Origin of the sequence: Sphingobium cupriresistens (assembly GCF_004152865.1) — a bacterium.
Taxonomy (GTDB): domain Bacteria; phylum Pseudomonadota; class Alphaproteobacteria; order Sphingomonadales; family Sphingomonadaceae; genus Sphingobium; species Sphingobium cupriresistens.
Genome location: NZ_SEOO01000003.1, coordinates 199,190 through 210,067 on the forward strand (window position 1 = coordinate 199,190; position 10,878 = coordinate 210,067).

Annotated in this window: 11 protein-coding genes; 8 read left to right on the forward strand and 3 right to left on the reverse strand. The window is 63.5% G+C overall.

What is annotated here, in order from left to right; genetic code table 11:
* Positions 1–488: 488 nt before the first annotated feature.
* Both EWH12_RS03485 and EWH12_RS03490 read left to right on the forward strand, forming a co-directional pair.
* Complete coding sequence (locus EWH12_RS03485; RefSeq protein WP_129925721.1) at positions 489–1,769, forward strand: N-acetylmuramoyl-L-alanine amidase; 1,281 nt, start codon at positions 489–491, stop codon at positions 1,767–1,769.
* Between the two features lie 172 nt (positions 1,770–1,941).
* On the forward strand, positions 1,942–4,479 hold the full coding sequence (locus EWH12_RS03490) for a penicillin-binding protein 1A (RefSeq protein ID WP_129925722.1): 2,538 nt from the start codon (positions 1,942–1,944) through the stop codon (positions 4,477–4,479).
* Positions 4,480–4,481: 2 nt separating this feature from the next.
* Here EWH12_RS03490 and EWH12_RS03495 read toward each other — a convergent pair whose 3' ends face one another.
* Together EWH12_RS03495 and EWH12_RS03500 are read right to left on the reverse strand one after the other, a co-directional pair.
* Complete coding sequence (locus EWH12_RS03495; RefSeq protein WP_340640830.1) at positions 4,482–4,679, reverse strand: BrnA antitoxin family protein; 198 nt, start codon at positions 4,677–4,679, stop codon at positions 4,482–4,484.
* A gap of 10 nt (positions 4,680–4,689) precedes the next feature.
* Positions 4,690–4,971, reverse strand: coding sequence for a BrnT family toxin (locus EWH12_RS03500; RefSeq protein WP_066599790.1), 282 nt, complete (start codon positions 4,969–4,971; stop codon positions 4,690–4,692).
* A 217-nt stretch (positions 4,972–5,188) separates the two neighbouring features.
* Here EWH12_RS03500 and prfB point away from each other — a divergent pair, with 217 nt between their 5' ends.
* The 4 genes from prfB to EWH12_RS03520 all read left to right on the forward strand — a co-directional run bounded on the left by prfB (position 5,189) and on the right by EWH12_RS03520 (position 7,724).
* Positions 5,189–6,316 carry a peptide chain release factor 2 gene (gene prfB, locus EWH12_RS03505; RefSeq protein WP_129925724.1) on the forward strand — a complete coding sequence of 376 codons (1,128 nt, stop codon included), beginning with the start codon at positions 5,189–5,191 and terminating at the stop codon, positions 6,314–6,316.
* Positions 6,316–7,035: a class I SAM-dependent methyltransferase gene (locus tag EWH12_RS03510; RefSeq protein ID WP_066599802.1), complete on the forward strand. Its 720-nt coding sequence runs from the start codon at positions 6,316–6,318 to the stop codon at positions 7,033–7,035. Before prfB ends, EWH12_RS03510 begins: the two co-directional genes overlap by 1 nt.
* A gap of 86 nt (positions 7,036–7,121) precedes the next feature.
* The gene (locus tag EWH12_RS03515) at positions 7,122–7,445 is read left to right on the forward strand and encodes a PilZ domain-containing protein (protein WP_066604856.1); all 324 of its coding nucleotides are present in this window, start codon (positions 7,122–7,124) and stop codon (positions 7,443–7,445) included.
* Positions 7,446–7,472: 27 nt separating this feature from the next.
* On the forward strand, positions 7,473–7,724 hold the full coding sequence (locus EWH12_RS03520) for a hypothetical protein (RefSeq protein WP_066599806.1): 252 nt from the start codon (positions 7,473–7,475) through the stop codon (positions 7,722–7,724).
* Positions 7,725–7,853: 129 nt separating this feature from the next.
* Here the strand turns inward: EWH12_RS03520 and EWH12_RS03525 are convergent, their stop codons facing one another.
* Positions 7,854–8,144, reverse strand: a complete 291-nt coding sequence (locus EWH12_RS03525; protein WP_066599809.1) for a hypothetical protein — start codon at positions 8,142–8,144, stop codon at positions 7,854–7,856.
* A 208-nt stretch (positions 8,145–8,352) separates the two neighbouring features.
* On the opposite strand from EWH12_RS03525, the gene EWH12_RS03530 reads away from it, so the two are divergent.
* The gene (locus EWH12_RS03530) at positions 8,353–10,413 is read left to right on the forward strand and encodes a TonB-dependent siderophore receptor (RefSeq protein WP_129925725.1); all 2,061 of its coding nucleotides are present in this window, start codon (positions 8,353–8,355) and stop codon (positions 10,411–10,413) included.
* A gap of 20 nt (positions 10,414–10,433) precedes the next feature.
* Positions 10,434–10,769: a hypothetical protein gene (locus EWH12_RS03535; RefSeq protein ID WP_242495939.1), complete on the forward strand. Its 336-nt coding sequence runs from the start codon at positions 10,434–10,436 to the stop codon at positions 10,767–10,769.
* The last annotated feature ends 109 nt before the right edge of the window (positions 10,770–10,878 follow it).

The following is a 10,878-nucleotide window of genomic DNA, read 5'->3' on the forward strand; positions in this document are numbered from 1 at the left end:
GGGCCGCGCCGCCACGCGATAGTGAAGGGACGGCCGGGCGCGCTCCGTTAAGGGCGCGGATGTCGGCATCGTCCAGGTTTGAAGGAAATTATGCGCGTCTGCTGCGTCGGCAGGGCCGGACAAATCGCCGGGCCGGACCATCCACGCCGCATCGCCCGTTACCGGGGCAAGCGTGGAATGGAAATCATGCCTCATGCAGCGTCAACCTGTTTGCGACACTGCGGGGGGCAAATACTGCCTCCGCCGGTGCCTGTCTCATTGCCCCGCAAGGCTGCCATGATATCGGCAAGTCTTTCGGGAATATGAATGGGTAGCAGTCAAATACCGACGGGGCAACGGCCGCCTGAAATATAATGCCTTGTCCGCCGGTCGGGTTGTCGATGCCCAATTCATCGTGAAGGACGGGTTAACCCTCTCATTTTACCGGGCCACAAGGAGCGATGCTTAATCCGGAATTTAGCGTGGGGACGCTGAACGGATTAGCCCAAATGAAATTTGGCTGGACGGCCGACAGGCGCGCGTCGCACAAGCGACGTATGCTCCAAAGCATTGCCCTGGCAGGCACGATATTGATGGCGGTCCCTGGCAGCGCCGGCGGCATATCCGGCGTGGACGTGCAGGACGATATCGTCGTCGTGCGCTTCGACGACCGTGTGGACGGGGCTTCGGCCTTTCTGCTGGATTCGCCGCGCCGCATCGCGCTCGACATCAACGGCGCGCAAATGGGCAGGGGACGGTTCACGCCGGGCAACGGCGCGATCGCCGCGGTGCGCCAGGGCCAGTTGAGCGGCGACACGGCGCGCGTGGTGCTGGACCTCTCCACCCCCGCGACGCTGGGCAATGCGCGGCTGGCGCAGGACGGAAAGTCGCTCAGCTTCTCGCTGCAGGGCGTGAGCGACAGCCGGTTCCGCGCCGAAGTGGGCAAGGGGCGCACGCGCTTTGACGGCCCTGCCGACATGGCGGCGCGTCCGCAAAAGCGCATCCATTCGATCACCGTGCCGATCCCCGCCGCGGCGCGCGGGGTGTCGCTGCCGCAGGTGGAGGGGGCGCATGACGGCGCCCGGCCGCTGGTGGTGATCGACGCGGGCCATGGCGGTCATGATCCCGGCGCGATCAACAAGGAGAATGGCAAGCGCGAGAAGGACGTTACGCTGGCCATCGCCCAGGCGATTCGCGACCAGTTGGTCAAGTCGGGCCGGGTGCGCGTGGCGCTGACCCGCGACGACGACAAATTCCTGGTGTTGCAGGAACGCTATGGCATCGCCCGCAAGCTGGGGGCGGACCTGTTCATTTCCGTCCATGCCGACGCGGCGGAAAATACCGAAGCGCACGGCGCGACCGTCTACACCCTGTCCGAAACCGCATCAGACCGTGAAGCGGCGCGGCTGGCGGCGCGAGAGAATAAGGCGGACATCATCAACGGCGTCAATCTGGGCGGCCAGTCGGGAGATGTCTCGTCCATCCTGATCGACCTGACCCAGCGCGAATCGATGAACATATCGGCCAATTTCGCGCGACTGTTGCAACGGGAGGCCGCGCCCTATGTGCCGTTCCGCAGCGCCTATCACCGTTTCGCCTCGCTGATGGTGCTCAAGGCCCCGGACACGCCGTCGATCCTGTTCGAAACCGGCTATATCAGCAACGCCGACGACAGCGCCTTCCTTTCCTCGAGCGAGGGGCAGGGCAAGATCGCCCGCGGCGTCGCCCGCGCGATCGAGGTGCATTTCGCCCGCAAGCTGGCGATGCGCGACGGGGCTGCGGGGGGCTGAACGCAGCCATAAAAGCGCAAAGACCGTTCGCCCTGAGCCTGTCGAAGGGCGTTGCGCGCGCCCTTCGACAGGCTCAGGGCGAACGGATGTCGGAGGGTGGGGGCAAGAGTTGCGGCGGATCGCGTCATGCCCACTGGTCTTGGCGATAATTTGACCCTAGAGCCTCTTCCCTATGGAAGAGGCCCGTTCCGAACCCGCCCCGTCGTCCTTCGCCTATCGCCTGCGCCGCGACGCGGGGGGCTTTTTCGGCCGTCTGCGTCCCTTGTGGCAACGCCGCTGGGTGCGGTGGGCGTCGATTTTGCTGGGCGGCTTCGCGCTGTTCTGCGCCTTGTTCTGGCTGATTTTCGCGCGCGGCCTGCCTGACGCGGCGACGCTGCTGGAATATGAGCCGCCGCTGCCGACCATCGTGCGCGACATCAATGGCCAGCCGGTCCACAGCTATGCCCGCGAACGCCGCGTCCAACTGCAATATAGCGATTATCCCCCGCTGCTCATCCGCGCCTATCTGGCGGCGGAGGACAAGACCTTCTTCGAACATCATGGCGTCGATATTCCCGGCTTCGCCGGCGCGGTCGTGGATTACGCCAGCAAGCTCGGCTCTGGCCAGCGCGCGCGCGGCGGCTCCACCATCACCCAGCAGGTGGCCAAGAACCTGCTGATCGGTGACGAATATTCGCCCACGCGCAAGGTGAAGGAGATGATCCTCGCCTACCGCATGGAAAATGTGCTGAGCAAGCAGCAGATCCTCGAACTCTATCTCAACCAGATTTTCCTCGGCCGGAACGCCTATGGCGTCCAGGCCGCCGCGCGCGCCTATTTCGACAAGGATGTCGCCGACCTTCAACTGCATGAAATGGCCTATCTGTCGATCCTGCCCAAGGGGCCGGCCAATTACCGCCCCGAAAGCGAAACCGGTCACGCCCGTGCGCTCGACCGGCGCAACTGGTCTCTGGGCGAGATGGAGAAGAATGGCTGGATCACCGCAGCGCAGCGCGACGCGGCGATCGCCCAGCCGCTCGGCACCGTCGCAGCCCATGGCTCCAGCTTCGACGCCCGCGCCGGCGGCTATTATATGGAGGAGGTCCGCCGTCGCCTGATCGGGCTGTTCGGCGAAAAGGCCGATGATGGCCCCAACAGCGTCTATGCCGGCGGCCTGTGGGTGCGCAGCCCCTATGATCCGGTGGTGCAGGACGGCGTCGCCACCGCGCTGCGCAACGGCCTGCTCCGCTTCGACGCCGGACGCGGCTGGTCCGGTCCGGTCGGCCACATCAATATCGACAATGGCTGGGAACGCGAACTGGCGGCCAGCTATATCGACGTCGATTATGCGCAATGGCGCGTCGCCGTCGTCATCAGCCGGACCTCGTCCGAGGCGCAGATCGGCTTTGCCGACGGCAGCACCGGCGCGCTGCCCGCCGGATCGGCGCAAATGCCCTATCGCAAGGTCGGCGGGCCGGCCTTTTCCGCGATGAAGCCCGGCGACCTGATCGTCGTGGCGCGCAACGGGGCGAGTTGGGCGCTGCGCTCCATTCCCGAAGTGTCGGGCGGCATGGTGGCCGAAGAAGTCCATTCGGGCCGCATCCGCGCGATGCAGGGCGGCTTCGATTCGCGCCTGTCCTCCTACAACCGCGCGACGCAGGCGATGCGCCAGCCCGGCTCCACCATCAAGCCGTTCGTCTATGCCGCCGCGCTCGACAATGGCATGACCCCGGCATCGATCATCGTCGATGGCCCCTTGTGCGTTTATCAGGGCGCGGGCCTGGGCCAGAAATGCTTCCGCAACTTCTCCGGCGGCAGCGCCGGGCCGCAGACGATGCGCTGGGGCGTGGAGCAGTCGCGCAACCTGATGACCGTGCGCGCCGCCAGCCAGACCGGCATGGACCGGGTCGTGCGCACCATCAAGAATATGGGGATCGGCGATTATCAGCCCTATCTCTCCTTCGCGCTGGGCGCGGGCGAGACGACGGTGGAACGGATGGTCAACGCCTATGCCACGCTCGCCAACCAAGGGCGGCAATTCCCGTCCAAGGTGATGGATTATGTGCAGGACCGGCGCGGCAAGGTGATCTGGCCGGAGCGCTGGCGCGCCTGCGACGGGTGCAACATGGCCAATTGGGACGGCAAGCCGATGCCCCGCTTCGGCATGGAGGGCAAGCAGGTCATGAACCCGATGACCGCCTATCAGGTCGTCCACATCGCCGAAGGCGTGGTGCAGCGCGGCACCGCGACGGTGCTGGCGGACCTCAAGCGCCCTCTGTTCGGCAAGACCGGCACCACCAACGGCCCGACCAACGTCTGGTTCGTGGGCGGATCGCCCGATCTCGTCGCTGGCGTCTATATCGGCTACGACCAGCCGCGCAGCCTGGGCGGCTGGGCGCAGGGCGGGAGGATCGCCGCGCCGATCTGGAAGGCGGCGATGGCGCCCATCCTGGAAACCATGCCCAAGACACCATTTGTTGCGCCTGCGGGCGTGCGCATGGTCGCGATCGATCGCCGGTCGGGCAAGCGCGTCTATGGCGCCTGGCCGACCAGCGAGCCGAAGGCCGCGGTGATCTGGGAAGCGTTCAAGCCCGAATCCGAACCGCGCCGCACGATCCGCAAGGAGGAAGCGGAGGAACAGGCCAAGGTCGCCGCCGCAAGGACGGTGACCGGCCGTACCCGCCAGCGCAGCGACGCCGACTTTCTGGAAGGGCAGGGCGGGATTTATTGAGGTTAGAGTCCCGCCGCCTTGCGCAAGGCTTCGTTGATCCGCCCCTGCCAACCAGGGCCATCCGCCTTGAAGCTTTCGATGACATCCGGGTCCAAGCGCAACGAGACATGCTGCTTGGTCTGCGCCAGTGTCGGCCGGCCGCGACGTATCAGCGCCTTGCCGTGATAGGCGTCGGCGCCATTAGCCCAGTCTTGCGCCAATTTAGGCGCGTCATCCGGATCGCTCCAACTCGCGCCGGTAGATTTCGCGTTCTTCATCATCTGCAATCCTCATGGAGATGACGCGAACTGCATCATCTCGTTGGGTCCAGACACAGACGACAGGGCGCTCTTTCAGCGCACCCAGCATGATATGGCGAACCTCGCCATAATCCTTTCGATCGTCCATTCGGACCAGATAAAAACCGTCAAAAACTTCAGCAATAGATTCAAAATCGAGGCCGCGCTCCTCAAGGGTGCGCTGGCGCTTATTCGGGTCGTACTCGATCTTCATGGCGGCGTGCTTCCTTATGGGCAAAAGCGCCCGGTTGGCTGGTCATCACGGTCCTCCATCTATGGCCGCACGAAGCGGCATATTTTTTGTAGCACACAAAACGTGAGTTGCAAATTAAATGTAGCACATAAATCCTCGCCCTTCCCAAATCTCCCGCCCTCGGATAGGGGCAGTCGCCTGATGCGTTGAGACGCCACGACATTTCTGGAGACTCCCCATGCGCGCCGAAGCGCAGCAATATATCGACCGTATCGACGCCGCGCTGGAATTGCTGCGCCGCTTCCTCGACTGGGACCGCGCGCTGCGCCGGCTTGACGAGCTGAATGCGCGCGTCGAGGACCCGACCCTGTGGGACAATGCGAAGCTGGCGCAGGAGGTGATGCGTGAGCGCACCCGGTTGGAAAGCGCGATCGGCGCCACCCGCGCGATCGAAGGCGGCAAGACCGACAATGCCGAACTTATCGAGATGGCCGAGGCCGAAGGCGACGAGGAGATGGTGACCGAAGCCATCGCGTCGCTCAAGGCGCTGGCCGACCGCGCGGACGAGGACAAGATCAAGGCGCTGCTCGCCGGCGAGGCCGACGCCAGCGACACCTATCTGGAAGTCCACGCCGGGGCTGGCGGCACCGAAAGCCAGGACTGGGCCGAAATCCTCTCCCGCATGTATCGGCGCTGGGCGGAACGGCGCGGCTACAAGGTCGATCTGGTCGATTATCAGGCGGGCGAAACCGCGGGCATCAAGTCGGCCACCTTCCTGATCAAGGGCGAGAACGCCTATGGCTATGCCAAGACCGAAAGCGGCGTTCACCGCCTGGTCCGCATCAGCCCCTATGACAGCGCGGCGCGGCGGCACACCAGCTTCTCGTCGGTCTGGGTCTATCCGGTGATCGACGACAATATCGATATCGAGGTCAAGGAAAGCGACCTGAAGATCGATACCTATCGCGCATCGGGCGCGGGCGGGCAGCACGTCAACACCACCGACTCCGCAGTCCGCATCACCCACGTCCCGTCGGGCATCATCGTGGCGTCGCAAAATGACCGGTCGCAGCACAAGAACCGCGCCACCGCGATGAACATGCTGAAAGCGCGCCTGTACGAAGCGGAACTGCGCAAGCGCGAGGAAGCGGCGAACACCGACTATCAGGCCAAGACCGAAATCGGCTGGGGCCACCAGATCCGTTCCTATGTGCTCCAGCCCTATCAGTTGGTGAAGGATCTGCGCACCGGCGTCACCTCGACCGCGCCCGACGATGTGCTGGACGGCGCGCTCGACCCGTTCATGGCCGCCGCCCTCAGCCAAAAGGTGACGGGCGAAAAGGTCGATGTGGAGGATGTGGACTGATGATCCGGGCGGTCATGGCGGGCGTATTTGTCCTGCTGGCCGCCTGCGACCAGATTGGCGGCGGCAAGGATTCGCATCGCTCCGCCGCGGCGGCGCCCTTTCCGCAGGCCGACCGGCCGGTGGCCCCGATCGTATCGACCCGCTGGTCGAGCGAGGAAGCGCGCGACCGGGTCAACGAAGCGGAGGATATCATGGACCGGGCGGGTATCCGTTCCGGCATGACCGTCGCGGATATCGGCGCGGGCGAGGGCTATTACACCGTGCGGCTTGCCCGACGAGTAGGGGCCAAGGGTCGCGTCCTGGCTGAAGACATCATGCCCGAAGTGATTGAGGCGCTGTCGCGCCGCATCACCCGCGAGAAATGGGATAATGTCAGCCTGAAGCTGGGTGCGCCGGAAGACCCCAAACTACCCGAAAACAGCTTCGACCGGATCATGATGGTCCATATGTATCATGAGATCGCCGAGCCTTACGCCTTCCTCTGGCATCTCAGCCCAGCGCTGAAAAAGGATGGTGAACTGATCGTGGTCGATGCCGACCGGCCGACCGACCAGCATGGCGCGCCGCCGCGGCTGCTGGCCTGCGAACTGGCGGCGATGGGATTCCGCATGGAGCAACTAATCCCCAAGCCCACGGCGGGTGGCTATCTGGCGCGGTTCCGCCGCATCGCCGCGCGGCCCGACCCGGCCAGCATCGTCCCCTGCGCCTTTCACGGCTGAACGGCAGGGTTAATTTTTGCCTCATGCTTCTTGTTGAGATGCCGGCATGGCCCGATGGCGTAAAGATCGTGTAGGGAGGCTGCGGCATGACCGATCAGGGGTCTTTCACGGCATGGGAGATGCGACCGCGGGGCGCCGCGCGGCACAAGCTGTTCGAACCCCTGGCGATGCGCCATGCCGGGGTGCCGCTGCGCGCCCATATGTTGGACCTGTCGGTATCGGGCGCATTGCTGCACGCCGAACGACCGCCAGGGATCGGCGACAGCGTCATCATCGAATTGCAGGAATTTTCGGCTGCGGCGCATGTGGTCTGGGTCCGGGCCAAGCGTTTTGGCGTGCGATTCGATGTGCCGCTGACCGAGACCGCGGTGCGCGCCATGCTTGATGATGGCGGCGCGGGTTGCGCATGAAGGGCAGGCTGCTGTAGGCAGGCGGCCATGCATTTCGACGATCAGCTCCAGCGTTATTTCGGGACAACCGGGATAGACAGCCTGCCGCCCGAAGCGGTGGAAGCGGGGATCGAGCGGATGCGGGTCGATCTGGGGCTGGAGAAGGATCGCGGGCGGCGGTTCGCACTTTGGTCGCTGTTGTTCCTGCTCGGCGATGCGCCCGACCTGGACGTGGCGTTTAAGGATGCGGCGGACCGGGATGCGGCGCGCAACTTCATGGAGCTGACCGAAAGGGGCTGAACTCGCCTGCCTTGCAGGTCGATGTTTTCGCTTACGCGCCCGTTATGTTACGATCATATATGTTACGATCATAATGGTGGATCGCGCCATCACTGATCGCTGCCGCTGACACAGGCGCGCGCGGGCGCGTCATGCGGCGCGGGGCGGTTGGGCTTTCTTGTCCGCGGTGGCGGGTATGTCCGCCATCGCGGCGATGTCCTGCCACCAGTCGTCGATGCAAGGGTTGAGAATCGCCAGGCTGCCATGGCGGGGCCGTGCGTGCCAGACGGACGCGATGCGCAGATAGCGCCATTGCGGATCGCAGTTGATGGGGATGTTGCGAAAGCGGCTCTGCGCGCCGGTCGTTACGGGATCGATGGGGCGTAGTTCGCTGGGCACTTCACGCCAGCCGCCATCGGGGAATCGCACAGAAATCGTCATGGCCTGCCTCCATCCCCGCCGTCGCTCTTCCATAACGCGCTACAAACCTTTGAGTTCATTGCGCCTTATCGCAAAACCGTCGGGCCGCGCAGGCGCGCTAAACGACACATAAAAATGCGATTTTTCCGCAATGGCACGTAATGCAATTGCGAATAGGTCGCATTATCCTTATGGCGCGTCCCTATCGAGTCGAAAAAGGGGCGTTGAAATGAAGGTAAAGTGGATCGCATTGGGTGGCGCAGCGATCATGGCTTCGTGCCATACGGTTGCCTATGCTGCGGATGGCGCCATGATTGCGGACACGGATCAGGACAGCATCATCGTCACCGCCGCCACCACCGGGTCGAAGACCGACACGGCGCTGGTCGAACTGCCCCAGCCGATCAAGGTCATCACGTCCGAGCAATATCTCTCGCAGGGCGCGATCAGCATCTCCGACACGGTCAAATATGCCGCCGGCGTGCTCGCCAACCCCTATGGCCGCGACACCCGCGTCGACGGTTTCAACGTGCGCGGCCTGGATGCGCTCCAGTTCCGCGACGGGATGCGCGACATTTTCAGCTATTATGCCAGCATCACGTCGGACCCCTATAATTTCTCGCGGGTGGAAATCCTGCGCGGCCCGGCTTCCGTGCTATTTGGTCAGGGGTCAATCGGCGGCTTGGTCAACCTCGTCAGCAAGACACCCGAATTTCGCACCGGCGGCGAACTGAACCTTGTTTACGGCAGCTATGACCGCAAGGAAATCATGGGCGACGTCAATGTCGCGCTGGCCGATAATCTGGCGGTGCGGTTCGTGGGCCGCGCCCGCGACGCCGAAACCTATGTCGATCATGTCCCTGATGACCGGGTGATGTTCGCCCCGTCGATCCGCTGGCAGCCGACGCCCGACACCGACATCGTCCTGACAGGCCTCTATCAGGAGGATGATACGGGATCGACGTCGCAATTCCTGCCGATCGTCGGCACTTTCCTTCCGAACACGGCCTATCCGCAAGGCAAGCTGGGTCAATATGCGTTCGTCGGCAAGCCCGGCTGGGACCGCTATAATGGTCGCTCGCTGCAAGGCGGCGGCTCCATCACCCACAGTTTTTCCGACGCTATCAAGGTCAATCTGAAGGCGCGCTACATCGACAGCGACCTAGAATATAACACCCATTATGCCAACAGCTACGCCAATCCCCAAAATCCCTTCGAGGCGGATGGGCGCACCATCGGCCTTTATGCCGATGCCAGCGATGCGAAGATGAACGTCTTCTCGACCGACAACAATTTCCAGTTCAATTTCAACACCGGCGCCACTCTCGAGCACAAGCTGCTGGTCGGCATCGACTATAGCTGGAACAAGGTCGGCAAGCGCTATGCCGGCGGTTACGAGATCATCGACCTATACGACATCGATACTGACGCGCTGCTCACCTATGATCCCAGCGGTCCCTATATTTATGAATCGCAGAAGCAGCTTGGCGTCTACGTTCAGGACCAGATCCGCCTCTACGACCGCGTCTCGGTCGTGCTGGGCGCGCGCCGCGACCGCGTCACCGGCTCGTCGGGGCAGAAGGACAATGCGACCACTTTCCGCGCCGGCATCATCGGCGAGATCGGCGCAGGCGTCTCGCCCTTCTTCAGCTATACCGAAAGCTTCCTGCCGGTCGCGGGGCGCATCGACAATGGCGATGGCACGTTCGGCGCGCCCTACCGGCCGCAGACCGGCACGCAATATGAGGCGGGCGTGAAGTGGCAGCCCGACATCAACACGCTGGTCACGGCCACGGTCTTCAAGATCAAGGAACGCAACCGGGTCCTCTATCTTGCCGCTGGCGGCACCGCCCAATCGGGCGTGCTGGACACCAAGGGGTTCGAGATCGAAGCCAGCCACACATTGCCCGGTAATTTCGAACTGCTGGCCAATTATGGCTATGCCAAGCTCAAGTCCGAAACCAACACCAGCCTCGACTATATGCCGCGCCATACGGCGTCCTTCTGGACGACCAAGACCTTCGGCCTGATGGACGAAGCCCAACTGCGCTTGGGCGGGGGCGTCGTCTATAGCGGCAAGAGCGTATCGACCAGTTCGCTCTGGTCGATCGTCACCCCGGCCCGCACCACGGTCGACGCGCTGGCGGAAATCAACTGGAATAGCTGGCGCTTCGCGCTGAACGCGACCAATCTGCTCAACAACGAATATTATGCGTCCTGCCTGGCGCGTGGCGACTGCTTCGTCGGTGCGCCGCGCAATGTGATGGGCACGGTCGGTTTCCGCTTCTGACGATCATAAGGAGAGAGAGCATGAAGAGATTGTCCATGGCGCTGGTGGCGCTGGTGGCCCTGTCGTCCACGGCGCAGGCGCATGAAATATGGGTGGAGCGCGACGGCGCCGGGCCGGCGCGCATCTATCTGGGCGAACCCGGCGATGTGCTGCCGGAAGGCGGCGATCCAGAGTTTGAGAAGCTCAAAAGCCCCAAGCTGGTGCCCGCGTCGAGCGCGCCGCAAGTCCGTAAGGCCGGCTATATCGAGGTGGCTGCTCCCGCTGGCGACGTGCGCGTCATCGACGACAGCGTGTTCGCGCCCTGGGGCGAAGAGGGCAAGAAGGAGGGTGTGATCTATTGTAGATATCAGCGCTGATTGGCACCGTTCTGTCAGCGCTAAGTGACACCGATCACGAGGGTGCTGCGTGCAGCTTCCACCACGTCGTCAGTGATCGCGTTCAGGCCGTTGATCCTCAGGATGCGCT